This is a genomic window from Streptomyces thermocarboxydus (assembly GCF_024760485.1).
GTDB lineage: Bacteria > Actinomycetota > Actinomycetes > Streptomycetales > Streptomycetaceae > Streptomyces > Streptomyces cellulosae.
This window is the reverse complement of the sequence record NZ_CP058273.1, coordinates 1,514,266-1,529,673: the sequence shown is the minus strand read 5'-3', so window position 1 is coordinate 1,529,673 and position 15,408 is coordinate 1,514,266. Positions and strand designations below refer to the sequence as shown.

At 73.8% G+C, this 15,408-nt stretch carries 11 protein-coding genes and 1 riboswitch; of the genes, 2 read left to right on the top strand and 9 right to left on the bottom strand.

The annotated features are described in order from the left end of the window. Positions 1-11: 11 nt before the first annotated feature. From cobI to AY578_RS07145, 9 genes are all read right to left on the bottom strand, one after another. Positions 12-743, bottom strand: a complete 732-nt coding sequence (cobI, locus tag AY578_RS07185; protein ID WP_161233130.1) for a precorrin-2 C(20)-methyltransferase — start codon at positions 741-743, stop codon at positions 12-14. Beyond that, a complete protein-coding gene (locus AY578_RS07180) occupies positions 740-2,209 on the bottom strand; it encodes a cobyrinic acid a,c-diamide synthase CobB (RefSeq protein WP_370879085.1) in 1,470 nt (489 codons plus the stop codon). The genes cobI and AY578_RS07180 overlap by 4 nt, the downstream gene beginning before the upstream one ends. Then, on the bottom strand, positions 2,203-2,811 hold the full coding sequence (gene cobO / locus AY578_RS07175) for a cob(I)yrinic acid a,c-diamide adenosyltransferase (protein ID WP_019522143.1): 609 nt from the start codon (positions 2,809-2,811) through the stop codon (positions 2,203-2,205). The genes AY578_RS07180 and cobO overlap by 7 nt, the downstream gene beginning before the upstream one ends. Then, on the bottom strand, positions 2,811-4,814 hold the full coding sequence (locus AY578_RS07170; protein WP_019522142.1) for a putative cobaltochelatase: 2,004 nt from the start codon (positions 4,812-4,814) through the stop codon (positions 2,811-2,813). Before AY578_RS07170 ends, cobO begins: the two co-directional genes overlap by 1 nt. After that, positions 4,811-8,491: a cobaltochelatase subunit CobN gene (cobN, locus tag AY578_RS07165; RefSeq protein WP_136239429.1), complete on the bottom strand. Its 3,681-nt coding sequence runs from the start codon at positions 8,489-8,491 to the stop codon at positions 4,811-4,813. The genes AY578_RS07170 and cobN overlap by 4 nt, the downstream gene beginning before the upstream one ends. Next, complete coding sequence (locus AY578_RS07160; protein WP_258902185.1) at positions 8,488-9,999, bottom strand: cobyric acid synthase; 1,512 nt, start codon at positions 9,997-9,999, stop codon at positions 8,488-8,490. The genes cobN and AY578_RS07160 overlap by 4 nt, the downstream gene beginning before the upstream one ends. After that, positions 9,996-10,937 carry a cobalamin biosynthesis protein gene (locus AY578_RS07155; RefSeq protein WP_258902184.1) on the bottom strand — a complete coding sequence of 314 codons (942 nt, stop codon included), beginning with the start codon at positions 10,935-10,937 and terminating at the stop codon, positions 9,996-9,998. Before AY578_RS07155 ends, AY578_RS07160 begins: the two co-directional genes overlap by 4 nt. Positions 10,938-11,056: 119 nt before the next feature. Next, positions 11,057-11,197: riboswitch (cobalamin riboswitch) on the bottom strand. Between the two features lie 182 nt (positions 11,198-11,379). After that, complete coding sequence (locus tag AY578_RS07150) at positions 11,380-11,601, bottom strand: hypothetical protein (RefSeq protein ID WP_019522138.1); 222 nt, start codon at positions 11,599-11,601, stop codon at positions 11,380-11,382. A gap of 28 nt (positions 11,602-11,629) precedes the next feature. Next, positions 11,630-12,895, bottom strand: a complete 1,266-nt coding sequence (locus AY578_RS07145; protein ID WP_019522137.1) for an inorganic phosphate transporter — start codon at positions 12,893-12,895, stop codon at positions 11,630-11,632. A 155-nt stretch (positions 12,896-13,050) separates the two neighbouring features. On the opposite strand from AY578_RS07145, the gene AY578_RS07140 reads away from it, so the two are divergent. Beyond that, positions 13,051-13,782, top strand: a complete 732-nt coding sequence (locus tag AY578_RS07140; RefSeq protein ID WP_019522136.1) for a class II aldolase/adducin family protein — start codon at positions 13,051-13,053, stop codon at positions 13,780-13,782. Positions 13,783-14,226: 444 nt separating this feature from the next. Beyond that, complete coding sequence (locus AY578_RS07135) at positions 14,227-15,354, top strand: alpha/beta hydrolase (RefSeq protein ID WP_161231902.1); 1,128 nt, start codon at positions 14,227-14,229, stop codon at positions 15,352-15,354. The last annotated feature ends 54 nt before the right edge of the window (positions 15,355-15,408 follow it).

Here is a 15,408-nt window from a genome sequence, read left to right as displayed (position 1 = left end):
GCAGGTCCCGCTCACAGCTTGCCGCCCCGCCCGCCCGAACGCCGGGGCGGCGCGATGAGCGTCGACAGATACGGCAACGGCGTCCCGTCCATCTCCGCCGCGGACCGCACGGACTCCTCCGGCAGCCCCAGCGCGGACCCCCACACCGCGTCGTCGAGCCGCCCCGTCTCCCGCAGCACCTCGGCGACCTCACCGGCCCGCCGGCCGAACTTGTACGCCACGACGGTGCCGGGCCCGGCCAGGGCCTCCTTGAGCACGGCACTTCCGGCGGTGACCGGCACCAGCGTCAACGGCTCGGTCCCCTCGGTCAGCACGGCCCCGGACCGCGCGGCGAGATCCTGCATGGCCGTGATCCCGGGCACGGTCTCGACCACCACCCCCGGCACCAGCTCACCGACGGTCTGCGCGAGATAGGTGAACGTCGAGTACACGTTGGGATCCCCGATGGTCGCGAACGCCACGGAGCGGCGCTCCCGCAGCATCCCGGCGACCCGCGCACCGGCGGAGTCCCAGGCGGCCTCCCGCCGCGCCCGGTCCGTCCGCTCGTTCAGCGCGAACACCACCCGGACGACCTTCTCGGCGGGCACGTAGTGCAGCACGGTCGCCTCGGCCCGCCCCCGCTCACCCGTGTCCATCACCGGCACGACGACGACATCGGCGGCCCGCAGCGCGTTGACCCCCTTGACGGTCACCAGCTCCGCGTCCCCGGGCCCGACGCCCACCCCGATCAGCCTGCTGCTCATGACGTCCGGCACCTCTCCACGAACCGACGGGCGACACCGGGCGCCGACGCCCAGTGGGTGTGCAGATAACTGGCGTGCACGCCGCCGACGACGAACCCCTCGACCCGCCGCTCAGGCACACGCACCCCCCACGCGGGAGAGTCGCCGGCCCCCGGCTCGACGACGGTCCGGTGAAACTCGTGCCCCCGCATCCGCGTCCCGGCCGCCGCCAGGACGCTGTCGCTCACGGCGACGGCATCCCGGTACCCGAGCGTCAACCGCTCCGACATCCGAGCGGACGCGTCCAGCACGCCGCACATCGGCATTCCGTCCAACTCCCGGCACAGATACAGCAGTCCGGCACACTCGGCGGCAACGGGCGCGCCACTGGCCGCCAGTTCGGCGATCTGCTTCCGCATGCCTTCGTTGGCGGACAACTCGGAGGCGTACACCTCGGGAAACCCCCCACCGATGACGACCCCGGAGGTCCCCTCGGGCAACTCCTCGTCGCGGAGGGGGTCGAAAGTGACGACCTCCGCTCCGGCGGCCGTCAACAACTCGGCATGCTCGGCATAGGAAAAGGAGAACGCGGCTCCACCGGCGAGGGCGACGACCGGCATGGTCAGCCCGTCCGGCGTTTGAGGACGAGGCCCGCCAGGGCGGCCGACAGGGGGGCCTTGGGGCGCAGCCCCCGGGGACGGGAAGGGAAGGGGCGGCGGGGGCGAAGAAACAAGCGCCTCATCCGCATCCCAAGCCGCACCGACGAGAGGCCCCGCACTGGAAGCGAGGGCGACAAGCCCGGCCAGATCACACCCCTCGGCGACCATCGCCCCCATCGCGTCAACGGCGGCAACGGCGTCAGCCGCCCGCTCAGCCACAGGCACGAGCCCCAGATGCCGAGCCGGAGTCTCCACCCGAGCCCCCCGCCGCAACACCCCCAGCACAGGAACCCCGACGGCCTCCAACGCCTCCCGCAGCACCACCTCATGCCGCTCCGACCCCACCTTGTTCAGGATCACCCCTCCGACCCGAACCTCAGGATCAAAGCTCACAAACCCGTGCACCAACGCCGCCGCCGACCGGGCCTGCGCCGACGCGTCGACCACCAGCACCACCGGCGCCCGCAGCACCTTCGCGACCTGCGCGGTGGACGCCAGCTCCCCCTCCCCGGCGGCCCCGTCGAACAGCCCCATCACGCCCTCGACGACGGCGATGTCACACCCCCGCGCCCCGTGCGCGAACAACGGAGCCACCAGCTCGGCCCCGCACAGGTACGCGTCGAGGTTCCGCCCCACCCGCCCCGTGGCGAGCCCGTGATACCCGGGGTCGATGTAGTCGGGCCCCACCTTGTGCGGCGACACGGCCATCCCGCGCACGGACAGGGCGGCCATCAACCCCGTGGCGACGGTGGTCTTCCCACTCCCCGAGGAGGGCGCGGCAATGACCAACCGGGGAACGGAGCCGACGGAGCCCGCCCCCGTCACCACTCGATCCCCCTCTGCCCCTTCTGCCCGACGTCCATCGGATGCTTCACCTTGGACATGTCGGTCACGAGATCCGCGAAGTCGACCAGTTCCGCCGGGGCGTTACGCCCCGTGATCACCACATGCTGCGTCCCCGGCCGCTCCCGCAGCACGGACACCACCTCGGCGGTGTCGACCCACCCCCAGTGCATCGGATAGGCGAACTCGTCCAGCACGTACAGCTTGTACGTCTCGGCCGCCAGATCCCGCTTGACCTGCTCCCAGCCCTCGCGGGCCTTCTCCTCGTTGCTGAGGTTGTCCCCCTGCAGTTCGCGCTGCACCCAGGACCAGCCCTCGCCCATCTTGTGCCAGGCGACGGACCCGCCCTCACCGGAGTCCCCGAGCACCCGCAGCGCCCGCTCCTCGCCGACCTTCCACTTCGCCGACTTGACGAACTGGAACACCCCGACCGGCCACCCCTGGTTCCAGGCGCGCAACGCGAGCCCGAAGGCGGCGGTCGACTTGCCCTTGCCGACGCCCGTGTGCACCACGACCAGCGGCCGGTTCCTCCGCTGCCGCGTCGTCAGACCGTCGTCCGGCACGACACTCGGCTGTCCCTTGGGCACTACGCGGCCCTCCTCTGCACGTCCTTCACCAGACCGGCGATCGAGTCGGCCCGCAGTTCGTCCAACGTCACGGCGGTCCCGCCCAGCTCACCGGCGAGCTGCCCGGCAAGACCGAGCCGTACCGGCCCCGACTCGCAGTCCACGACCACGGAGGCGACACCCTCCGCCGCGAACAGCCGCGCCGCACGAGCCGCCAGCGCGACCGGCTCAGGTCCACCGGTCGCCCGCCCGTCCGTCACCACCACGACCAGCGCCCGCCGCGCGGGATCCCGCAGCCGCTCCACCCGCAGCACGTCGTGCGCCCTGAGCAGCCCCGCCGCCAGCGGGGTGCGCCCGCCGGTCGGCAGCGACTCCAGCCGGGCCGCCGCCGCGTCCACCGACGAGGTGGGCGGCAACGCGACATCCGCCGCCGACCCCCGGAAGGTCACCAGACCCACCTTGTCCCGCCGCTGATAGGCGTCCAGCAGCAGCGACAGCACGGCGCCCTTCACGGCGCCCATCCGCTGCCGCGCGGCCATCGACCCGGAGGCGTCCACCACGAACAGCACGAGGTTGCCCTCGCGGCCCTCCCTGGTCGCCTGCCGCAGATCGTCCCGGCGCACGACGAGCCCCCGCCCCGAGCGCCCCCGTGCCCGCTGATGCGGAGCCGCCGCCTGGACGGTCGCCGCCAGGTGCAGCTTGGTCAGCGCGCCCTGGGGCCGGCGCGCGCCCGTCGTCCGCCCATGCTCGGTCCGCGCCCGCGACCGCCGCCCGGCGGCCCCCTCACCGATGCCGGGGACGCTCAGCACCTTGGTACGGAAGGGCTCCGCCGCCCGCACGGGGGACTGCTCCCCGGCCCCACCGGGCGCGGGCTCACCCTCACCCTCCTCGGGCCGGGCGCCGGCGTCGGCGCCGTCACCCGCGGGACCCTCGTCCGGCTCCGGCCGCCCACCGCCCCCACCGGGGCCGCCGCCGTCCCCGTCCGGGCCGGGGTCGTCGTCCCCGGAGGAGTCGGAGAACTCCTCCAGCGTCTGATCGAGCTTGTCCTCGTCCAGCCCCGGCGCGTCGAAGGGGTTGCGCCGCCTACGATGCGGCAGCGCGAGCAGCGCGGCCTGACGGACGTCCTCCGCGAGGACGTCCGTCCGCCCCGCCCAGGCCGCCAGAGCGGTCGCCGTACGCGCCATCACGATGTCGGCCCGCATCCCGTCGACCTCGAATGCACTGCACACCGTGGCGATCTGCCGCAGCGCAGAGTCACCGAGGCGCACCCGCGGCAACAACGTGCGTGCGGCGACGATCCGTTGCCGTACGGCGGTCTCCTCGTCGCCCCAAGAGGCGGCGAAGGCGGCCGGATCGTCGTCGTACGCCAGACGCCGTCGGACGACCTCCACCCGCTGGTCGGGCTCGCGGGAGGCGGCCACCTCGACGGTCAGCCCGAACCGGTCCAGCAACTGGGGCCGCAGTTCGCCCTCTTCAGGGTTCATGGTCCCGACCAGCAGGAATTGCGCCGCGTGCCGTACGGAGACACCCTCACGCTCGACGTACGAGGCGCCCATCGCCGCCGCGTCCAACAACAGGTCGACCAAATGGTCGTGAAGGAGGTTGACCTCGTCGACGTACAGGATGCCCCGGTGCGCGGCGGCGAGCAGCCCCGGCTCGAAGGCCTTCACGCCCTCCGCCAGCGCCCGCTCGATGTCGAGCGCGCCCACCAGCCGGTCCTCGGAGGCGCCGACGGGCAGTTCGACCATCCGAGCGGGACGGGACGCACCGACGCCCCCGCCCTCGTGGGGTCCGTCCGGGCACCCAGGGTCGGGCGCGGCGGGGTCGCAGGAGAACCGGCACCCCGGCACCACCGCGACCTCCGGCAGCAGCGAAGTCAGCGCACGCACGGCGGTGGACTTCGCGGTGCCCTTCTCGCCGCGCACGAGCACACCGCCGACGGACGGCGACACCGCGTTCAGCAGCAGCGCGAGCCGCAGGTCGTCCTGGCCCACGACGGCCGTGAAAGGAAAGGGGGTGGTCACTGGTCGTCGCCCTCCGAGTCGCCTTCGAGGTCGCCCTCGAGTTCCAGGTAGGTGGCGCGCAGCCGCTCCAGCGTGCCGTCGTCCGGCTCCGCCCACAGCCCCCGGTCCGCCGCCTCCAGGAGCCGTTCCGTGATGCCGCGCAGCGCCCAGGGGTTGGACTTCTTCATGAAGTCCCGGTTCTCCGGCGAGAACACGTACTCCGCGCTGAGCTTCTCGTACATCCAGTCGTCCACGACCCCGGCCGTGGCGTCGTACCCGAACAGGTAGTCCACGGTGGCCGCCATCTCGAAGGCGCCCTTGTAGCCGTGCCGGCGCATCGCCGCCATCCAGCGCGGATTCACCACCCGCGCCCGGAACACCCGGTGCGTCTCCTCGCCCAGCGTGCGCGTCCTCACCTGGTCCGGGGTCGCCGAGTCACCGACGTACGCCTGAGGACTCGCCCCCGTCAGGTGCCGGACCATGGCGACCATGCCGCCGTGGTACTGGAAGTAGTCGTCGGCGTCGACAAGATCGTGCTCACGGGTGTCCACGTTCTTCGCCGCCACCGCGATCCGCCGGAACGCCGTCTCCATGTCGCCGCGCGCCGCGCGCCCGTCGAGCCCGCGGCCGTAGGCGTAGCCGCCCCAGACCGCGTACACCTCGGCGAGGTCCGCGTCGGAGCGCCAGTTGCGGGCGTCGATCAGCGGCAGCAGTCCCGCCCCGTACGCCCCTGGCTTGGAGCCGAAGATGCGCGCGGTGGCCCGCCGTCGGTCGCCGTGCTCGGCGGTGTCCTCGTCGGCGTGCGCCTTGACGAAGTTCTGCGACGCGGGCTCGTCCAGCTCGGCCACCGCCCGTACCGCGTCGTCGATCAGCCCCACCACGTGCGGGAACGCGTCCCGGAAGAAGCCGGAGATGCGGACCGTGACGTCGATGCGGGGCCGGCCCAGCTCCTCCAGCGGCACCACCTCGAAGCCGGTCACGCGCCGCGACGCGTCGTCCCACACCGGACGGCATCCCAGCAGCGCCAGGATCTCGGCGATGTCGTCGCCCTGGGTGCGCATCGCGGACGTGCCCCACACCGTCAGGCCGACGGACGTCGGATACGCGCCCGTGTCCTGCAGATACCGCTGCACCAGCGAGTCCGCCAGCGACTGCCCGACCTCCCAACTGAGGCGTGAGGGAATCGCCTTGGGGTCGACCGAGTAGAAGTTGCGGCCGGTCGGAAGGACGTTGACCAGTCCGCGGGTCGGCGATCCCGACGGGCCCGCCGGGACGTATCCGCCGTCCAGCGCGCGCAGGATGTGCCCGATCTCGTCCGTGGTCCGTTCCAGCCGGGGTACGACCTCCTCGCACGCGAACCGCAACACGGCCACCGCGTCCGGGAGTTCGGTGCCCAGCACCTCCCGCACCAGGCCCGGTACCGCGTCCGCCGCCCAGCCTCGCTGCTCCATGCCCTCCGCGAGCCGCCGGCACAGCTGCTCCAGGAGGTCGATCGCGTCGGCGGCCGTACGGGACGGGCCGTCGGCCAGGTCCGTCAGCTCCACCGGCGCCTTCACCGGGGCGCCCGGCTCGGCCAGCAGCTCCTTCTCCACCAGCCCGAAGTGCGCGGCGAGGCAGGCCCGCAGGCCCGGCAGGGCGTTCGCCCGCCCGCCCCACACCTGTGAGGCGCGCAGCACCGCCAGCACCAGGTTCACGCGCGGCTCGCCGACCGGCCCGCCGCCGAGGATGTGCAGGCCGTCGCGGATCTGCACGTCCTTGATCTCGCACAGGTAGCCGTCGATGTGCATGACGAACTCGTCGAACGCGTCGTCGTCCGGCTGGTCGTCGACATGCAGGTCGTGGTGCAGCTCGGCGGCCTTCACCAGCGTCCAGATCTGCGCCCGCACGGCCGGCGCCTTCGCCGGGTCCAGGTCGCTGACCAGCGCGTACTCGTCGAGCAGCTGCTCCAGCTTGGCGAGGTCGCCGTAGGTGTCGGCGCGGGCCATCGGCGGCACCAGGTGGTCGACGACCGTGGCGTGGCCGCGCCGCTTGGCCTGGGTGCCCTCGCCGGGGTCGTTCACGATGAAGGGGTACACCAGCGGCAGGTCGCCCAGCACCGCGTCCGGGGCGCAGGCCGCGCTCAGCCCGAGGCCCTTGCCGGGCAGCCACTCCATCGTGCCGTGCTTGCCCATGTGGACGACCGCGTCGGCGCCGAAGCCCCCCTCCGACGGTGCGGCCTCCAGCCAGCGGTAGGCGGCCAGGTAGTGGTGCGAGGGCGGCATGTCGGGGTCGTGGTAGATCGCGATGGGGTTCTCGCCGAAGCCGCGCGGCGGCTGGATCATCACGACGACGTTCCCGAACCGCAGGGACGCCAGCACGATGTCGTCCCCGTCGACGTACAGGGAGCCCGGCGGCTCGCCCCACGCCTCGGTCATCGCGTTACGCAGCTCGGGGTCGAGTTTCTCGAACCACGCCCGGTAGTCGGCCAGCGGCACCCGTGCGGGCGCGGCGGCCAACTGGTCCTCCGTCAGCCACTCGACGTCGTGCCCGCCCGCCTCGATCAGCCGGTGGATCAGCTCGTCACCCTCGGACGGATGCCCCTCGACGGCGTACCCGGCGTCCCTGAGCGCGTCCAGCACGCGCACCGCCGACGCGGGCGTGTCCAGGCCGACCGCGTTGCCGACGCGCGAGTGCTTCGTCGGGTACGCGGTGAAGACCAGCGCCAGCTTCTTCTCGGCGTTCGGCTTGTGCCGCAGCGCCGCGTGCCGTACGGCGATCCCGGCGACCCGCCCGGCGCGCTCGGGGTCCGCGACGTACACCGGAACGTCGTCCGCGCCCTGCTCCTTGAAGGAGAACGGCACGGTGATCAGCCGGCCGTCGAACTCGGGGATGGCGACCTGCATGGCCGCGTCCATGGGGGAGAGGGCCGCGTCGGACTCCTCCCAGGCCGCCCGCGAGGTCGTGAGGCACAGGCCTTGCAGCACGGGCACGTTCAGCTCGGCGAGCGCGCCGACGTCCCAGGCCTCCTCCTCGCCGCCCGCCGACGCCTGCGAGGCGTGGCTGCCGCCGGCCGCGAGCACGGTGGCGACCAGTGCGTCCGCCCGGCCCAGCAGCGCGTACAGCTCCGGGTCGGCGCCGCGCAGGGAACCGCAGTACACCGGAAGCGCGTTGGCGCCGCGTGCCTCGATCGCGTCGCACAGGGTGTCCACGAACGCGGTGTTGCCGCTGAGTTCGTGGGCGCGGTAGAAGAGGACGCCGACGGTCGGGCGTCCCGGCTGCACGGCCCGTGAGCCGTGCACGCCGAACTCCGGCATCCTGCGCGGCTGTTCGAAGCCCTCCCCGGTCAGCAGCACGGTGTCCGACAGGAAGCGCGCCAGCTCGGCGAGGTTCTCCGGGCCGCCCTCCACGAGATAGCGCAGCGCCTCGGCCACCACGCCCGCCGGGACGCTCGACTCGGCCATCAGCTCCGCGTCCGGCACGCTCTCCCCGCCGAGCAGCACCGTGGGGACGCCGGACGCCTTCAGCGCGGCCAGCCCCTCCTCCCAGGCGCGCTTGCCGCCCAGCAGCCGCACCACGGCCAGGCCGGCGCCGTCCAGCAGCGCGGGCAGTTCCTCCGCGACGTCGACGCGGGTGGGGTTGCCGATGCGGTAGCCGGCGCCGGAGGCCCGGGCCGCCAGCAGGTCCGTGTCGGCGGTCGACAACAACAACACAGTGCTCATGCGGGCGCTCCCGGTGGAATGAAGGGCAGTCCTCGTGGCGCGCCGGACTCGATGAGCCGCCACAGCGCGTCCGTGTCCGCGTGCTGTTCGATCAGGTCGCCGAGCCGGTCGAGCTGCTCCTCGCGCAGCGCGGCGAAGGAGGTGCCGGGGGCCGGCACGAAACGGCGTCCCGCGCGCTCGGCGACCGCGCGCAGGAACGCCCGCCGGAACCCGTCCGACTCCAGTGCCCCGTGCCAGTGCGTGCCCCAGGCGCCGCCGACCCGGCAGCCGTCCAGGAAGCTCTCACCGCCGAGGACTTCGGCGACCCCGTGGTGGATCTCGTAGCCCTCGACGCGCTCCCCGAGGGCCTCGCCGACCGGGCGGGCCAGGGTCTTCTCGCGGGCGAACCGCACCCGGACGGGCAGCACGCCCAGCCCGTCCACATGGCCCGCGCGGCTCTCCACGTCGTCCTCGATGTGCTCGCCGAGCAGCTGGAAGCCGCCGCAGATGCCCAGAATCGGCCGGCCCTCGGCGGCCCGCCGCACCAGCGCGTCCGCGAGACCCCGCTCGTGAAGCCAGCGCAGCGCCTTCACGGTGCCGCGGGTGCCGGGCACCACCACCAGGTCGGCGTCGGCGAGTTCGTCGGGCCGGTCCACGAACCGCACCACGACGCCCGGTTCGGCGGCCAGCGCGTCCACGTCGGTGAAGTTGGACATCAGCGGCACCGCGCACACCGCGACCCGCAGCACCTCCTCGCCGGCCGGCGCGGCCACCTCGGACTCCCGCACGGCGCCGCGCAGGGAGACGCGCAGCCCGTCCTCCTCGTCGATGCCGAGCCCGTGCCGGAACGGCAGCACGCCGTAGGTGCGCCGCCCGGTGAGGCCGTGCAGCATCTCCAGGCCCGGCTCCAGCAGGGAGACGTCCCCGCGGAACTTGTTCACCAGGAACCCGGCGACCAGCTTCTGGTCCTCGGGGGAGAGCAGGGCGACCGTGCCGAAGAAGGAGGCGAACACGCCGCCCCGGTCGATGTCCCCGACCACCAGCACGGGCAGCCGGGCGCCCCGCGCGGTCCCCATGTTCACGATGTCGGTGCGGCGCAGGTTGATCTCGGCGGGGCTTCCCGCGCCCTCGCAGATCACCGCGTCGTACTCGGCGCGCAGTCGCTCCAGGCAGTCCAGGACCGTGCCGAGGAGCTTCTCCTGGCGGCCGCCGTGGTAGCCGCGGGCGCTCATCTCGCCGACCGGGCGGCCCATCAGCACCACCTGGCTGGACCGGTCGCCGCCCGGCTTCAGCAGCACCGGGTTCATCAGCGCCGTCGGCTCCACCCGGCACGCCTGCGCCTGCATCGCCTGGGCGCGGCCGATCTCGGCGCCCTCGCGGGTGACGAACGAGTTCAGCGACATGTTCTGCGCCTTGAACGGCGCGACCTTCACCCCCTGGCGCACCAGCCACCGGCAGATCCCGGCGGTGACCACGCTCTTGCCGGCGTCCGAGGTGGTCCCGGCGACCAGCAGTCCGCCACCGCTCACCGGTCACGTCCCTTCAGCACGCGCCGCGCGGCCACCCCGGCCGCGAGCGCCAGCCAGCCGACGCGCCGCGACAGGCGCACCGCCCGGTCGATGTCGGTGACGGCGACGGGGCGTCCGCCGCCGTTGAGGACGGGCCGGTGCTCGACCCGCCCGCCGTAGGAGAGGGTTCCGCCGAGCCGGACGCCGAGCGCGCCCGCGAAGGACGCCTCCACGGGACCGGCGTTGGGGCTGGGGTGCTTCGCCGCGTCCGCGCGCCAGGCCCGTACCGCCCCACGCGGGTCGGGACCGGTGAGCGCGGCGAGGACGGCCGTCAGGCGCGCGCCCGGCCAGCCGGCGACGTCGTCGAGCCGGGCGGACGCCCAGCCGTAGCGGAGGTACCGGGGCGACCTGTGACCCACCATCGCGTCCAGGGTGTTGACGGCCCGGAACCCCACCAGACCCGGCACCCCGGCGACGGCGCCCCACACCAGGGCGCCCACCACGGCGTCGGAGGTGTTCTCGGCGACGGACTCCACCACGGCGCGGGCGATCCCGTCGGCGTCCAGCGCCTGCGGGTCACGGCCGCACAGGTGCGGCAGCCGCGCGCGGGCGGCCTCGACGTCCCCGGCCTGGAGCGCCTGCCCGACGGCACGGGCCTCCCGGGCCAGCGAGGTGCCGCCGACGACGGCCCAGGTGGCGACGCCGGTCAGGGCGACGGAGGCGGCGGGGGAACGGCGTACGGCGCCGACGGCCAGGCCGGCGAGCGTGACGGCGCCGCCGACGCACACGGCGGTGTGCACGGCCCCGCGGCCACGGTCGTCCCGCCACAGCCCCCGCTCCACGGCAGCCGCGGCCCGCCCGAAGGCGGCGACCGGATGACCGCGGCGGGGATCGCCGAGCAGCAGGTCGCCGAGGAGGCCGGCGGCGGCGCCGTACGCGAACACGCGATCGGCACCCATGGGTTCAGCCGGTGACGGATCCGGAGATCACGGCCCCGAAGGGGGGTGGGGTGTCGCTGGTCGACCTCGGCAGGCTGCCGCGCATGGCGATATGTCCTCACTCAGGGTGTCCGCGCCCTGGTTCGACGAGACCGGCGGCGAGAGTTCCTGGCTCCCGGGGTTCGCACCCCGGTGACAGTGGCGGGACCGCGCCGGATTCGCACCGGCTTCCTCTTCTGCCGCCGTATTGGCGGAGGCAGTCCACCATGCCCCCGGAAGGGCCGTCAACTTGCCTTTGACCTGCGGGGCTGAAGTGTGCCGAGGCCCACAGAGGGGCTCACGTGGGTGAACGCGGCCGGCGGCCCGTGGACGCGCGCACGTCCGGCACGGGCGGAGACACGGCGACGGGCGGGACGGGAGCCGCCGCTCCCGTCCCGCCCGCTCACGCGTGCGGCCCGGTGGTTCAGGCCATGATCAGGTAGATGCCGTAGCCGACCGCCGCCGCGCAGGCGGCGAAGCAGGCGTAGGCGCCGGTGACCGCGAGGGCCGCGGACCGGCCCTCGGCGGACGCCCGCTCGCGGCGGGACAGACCCGAGATGCCCAGGGTGAACAGGGCCACCAGGGCCACGGTGACCACGAGGCTGACGCCGAACACGGAGCCGAGGGCCGCCCAGTCGATCTTCATGCTGCTACTTCCTTCGTGCCGGACGCGGTCAGACGGTCGAGGCGGCCGACGGGGCCTGCGGGTCGGCGGTGGCCGGGGCCGGTGCCGGGATGGTGGCCGAGAGGTCCTCGGAGGGGCCTGCCGGGGGCGGGGTCACGGCGGCGATCGCCTGGGTGACGACACCGGCGGGCTCCTCGGAGACGGTCTCCGGGGTGTCGTGGTCGTTGACGTTGGTGTGGTCGACGACCTCGCGCCGGGAGATCTTCCAGATGGCCGCGCTGGAGGCGACCAGGAAGACGGCCACGACGGCGGTGCCCCAGCTGCCGAAGCCGCACACCCACTCGGCGATCGCCGCGACCAGCGCGGCGGCCGGCAGGGTCAGGCCCCAGGCGACGAACATCCGGGTGGCCGTGGACCAGCGGACCACACCGCCCTTGCGGCCGAGTCCCGCGCCCATGACGGAACCGGACACGGAGTGCGTCGTGGAGAGGGAGAAGCCCAGGTGCGAGGAGGCCAGGATGACCGTCGCGGCGCTGGTCTGGGCGGCGAAGCCCTGCTGCGGCTGGAGGTCGGTCAGGCCCTTGCCCATGGTGCGGATGATGCGCCAGCCGCCCAGGTAGGTGCCGAGGGCGATGGCGAGACCCGCGGAGAGGATGACCCACACCGGCGGGTCGGAGTCGGGGGCGACGGCGCCGCCGGCGACCAGGGCGAGGGTGATGATGCCCATCGTCTTCTGGGCGTCGTTGGTGCCGTGGGCCAGGGAGACCAGGCCGGCCGAGGCGATCTGCCCGGCGCGGTAGCCCTTCTCGGAGGCCTTGGTGTCGGCGCCGCGGCCCATGCGGTACGTGAGCCGGGTCGCCAGCATCGCGGCGATGCCCGCCACCAGCGGGGCGGCGATCGCGGGGAGCAGGACCTTGGTGACCAGCACGTCGCCGTGGACCGCGCCGAAGCCGGCGGAGGCGACCGTGGCGCCGATCAGACCGCCCATGAGGGCGTGCGACGAGCTGGACGGAAGACCGACCAGCCAGGTGAGGAGGTTCCAGAGGATCGCGCCGACCAACGCGGCGAAGATGACCTCGGGACGGATGCCGGCCTCGTCGACGAGGCCCTTGGAGATCGTGTTGGCGACCTCCACCGAAAGAAATGCGCCGACAAGGTTCAGCGCGGCGGACATGGCCACCGCGACCTTGGGCTTGAGCGCACCGGTCGAAATGGTCGTTGCCATCGCGTTCGCGGTGTCGTGGAAACCGTTCGTGAAATCGAACGCGAGTGCGGTTACCACCACAATCGCGAGGATCAGCGAGAAGCTTTCCATTTACCCAGGCAATCGTTCGAGGTCATTGGCTGGTCGAACGTAGGCAACCAGGGTGAACGGAAGATGAACTGGAACGGGCATCAGGGTGACCGTAAGAGGGGGTGCGCGCTCCGCCGTCCGGCCCAGGAGGCCAGGGCTCCTGGCAGGATCTCCACATGGCCGAACAGCACGGGAGCGGACAGGAAGCGGAGGGCGCTGGGCGTGGCGTCCCGGGCACGCGCGGTGAGGGCTTCGAAGGGCTCGGCGAAGGGGTGACGGAGGCCTGGGCGGAGCTGGTCGCGACGGCCCGCCGGACCGTCGCCGACGGCCTCGTCGTCGGAACTTCGGGCAACGTCTCCGTACGGGTCGGGAACACCGTCCTCGTGACCCCTTCGGGCGTCCCGTACGACCGGCTCACCCCGGCCGACGTGACGGGGGTGGACCTCACGGGCCGGCAGGTGCTCGGCACGCTGGTCCCGACCAGCGAACTGCCCCTCCACCTGGCCGTCCACCGCACGACGAAAGCCCGCGCCGTCGTCCACACGCACGCCGTGCACGCCACCGCCGTCTCCACGCTCGTCGACGAGCTCCCGGCGATCCACTACATGACCGCCGCCCTCGGCGGCCCCGTCCGCGTGGCCCGCTACGCCACCTACGGCACCCCGGAACTGGCCGAGAACACCCTGCGCGCCCTCGACGGCCGCACCGGCTGCCTGATGCGCAACCACGGCACCCTCACGTACGGCGCCGGACTCGCCCAGGCGTACGACCGCACGGCCCAGCTGGAATGGATGTGCCGCGTCTGGCTCACGGCCTCCTCGGTCCCGGGCCTGACCCCGACCCTGCTCAGCCCCGAACAGCTGGCGGAGGCGGGGGAGCGGTTGCGGGGGTACGGACAGCGGGGTTGAGGGGATGCCTGGCGGCCGGCTCGCAGGGGAACGGCCCTGAGCGCCTGGGGGTGTCCGGACGGTTGCCCGCCGGCCCGGGGAGTGCCGAGCCGTCGGCTCACCCGGGCGGGTCCGGTAGGCGCGGGACCCCTTCGCGAGCCGAACCGACCGGCGGACGCCCCAGGGCGCCTGCGTGCGTGCGAGTTTCGCGTGTCGCTTCGGACGTCCGGGTCGCGTCCGACGGGTGGCCTGCCGTACCGGCCGGCGGCAGGTGAGCGGCCGGCTCTCCGGCGGGCGAGGGCCGTCCGGCCCACGGGTGTCAGGTCCGCCCCGCCGGGAACCCCGCCGGGGACCGGGTGACGCACCCGGCCGGCCGCTCACGTGGACGGAGGCCGGCCGCACCCGGGCGGGCCCGGGCCCCGCGCCCACTGGCCGGGTCCGCGTCCGGAGCCGACACTGGGAGGCGTGCGCACTGTGACTGCGACGGCAGCAGCCGTTACCGCCGTGATAGGGGCCGGCGCCGCCGCGGTGGCCGCCGGCCGGTTCGCCAGCGACGCCGCCCTGAGGATTCCCTCGGGCCAGCCCCTGCCCACCGAGCCCGGACTCACCGTCCACGCCACCGCCGCGGGCCAGGTCACCCTCACCCGTGACCTCGCCGCCCTGCGTCCCGGCCGCTACGGCCTCCTCGGCGAGCGCTTCCACGCGGTCGTGGGACCCGTCCTGGCCGGTACGGCCCACTCCGCCGACACCGTCGTACGCCGGCTCGAACGCGTCACCTACGGGACGCCCGAACCCGGCGACCGCGCCCGCTTCACCCCGAACGTCCACGTCGGCGACCCGGCCACCGCGCTCGGCGTCGACCACACCGTCCTCGACGTGCCGGGCGAACTCGGGCCGCTGCCCGTCTGGTTCGTGCCCGGCGCCCGGGACACCTGGGTGATCGCCGTGCACGGCCTCGGCACCACCCGCGAGCACGTCCTCAACGTCCTCGGCGCCCTGCACCGCAACCAGTTCCCCGTGCTCGTCCCCGCCTACCGGGGCGACCCGGAGGCGCCCCGCTCCCCGGACGGGCTCAACCACCTCGGCGAGACCGAGTGGCGCGACCTCGACGCCGTCCTGAGGCACGCGGTCGACTCCGGCGCCCGCAAGGTGGTGCTCTACGGCTTCTCCACCGGCGCGACCATGGCGCTGCGCGCCGCCGCCCGCTCGGAACTGCGTGAACGCGTCGCCGGGCTGCTCCTGGACTCCCCGGTGCTCGACTGGGAGTCCACCCTGCGCGCCCTCGCCGGCGCCCGCCGCACCCCCGGCGTGCTCCTGCCGCTCGCCGTCCGCGCCGCCCAGGGCCGTACCGGCCTGTACGGTGACCACCGGCCCGGCGCGGTGCGCATGGACGGCATCGCGGTCCCCACGCAGATCTTCCACGGCCCCGACGACACGGTGGCGCCCTGGCGGTTCTCCCGTCACCTCGCCGCCGCCCACCCCAACACGGTCACCCTGCAGACCGTCAGGGGCGCCCCGCACGCCGCGATGTGGAACGCCGACCCGGCCACGTACGAGGAGTCGCTGCGGAGGTTCCTCGTCCCGCTGATGTGAGCCGGCGCGGCGCGCTTCGGCCACCCCGGCGGGCCCTTCCGAGGGGCGCCGCGG

Bases quoted from the DNA above. Each gene is read 5' to 3' on its own strand.
- cobI (WP_161233130.1), bottom strand. From the start codon at position 743: ATGAGCAGCAGGCTGATCGGGGTGGGCGTCGGGCCCGGGGACGCGGAG.
- cobN (WP_136239429.1), bottom strand. From the start codon at position 8,491: ATGAGCACTGTGTTGTTGTTGTCGACCGCCGACACGGACCTGCTGGCG.
- AY578_RS07155 (WP_258902184.1), bottom strand. From the start codon at position 10,937: ATGGGTGCCGATCGCGTGTTCGCGTACGGCGCCGCCGCCGGCCTCCTC.
- AY578_RS07150 (WP_019522138.1), bottom strand. From the start codon at position 11,601: ATGAAGATCGACTGGGCGGCCCTCGGCTCCGTGTTCGGCGTCAGCCTC.
- AY578_RS07145 (WP_019522137.1), bottom strand. From the start codon at position 12,895: ATGGAAAGCTTCTCGCTGATCCTCGCGATTGTGGTGGTAACCGCACTC.
- AY578_RS07140 (WP_019522136.1), top strand. From the start codon at position 13,051: ATGGCCGAACAGCACGGGAGCGGACAGGAAGCGGAGGGCGCTGGGCGT.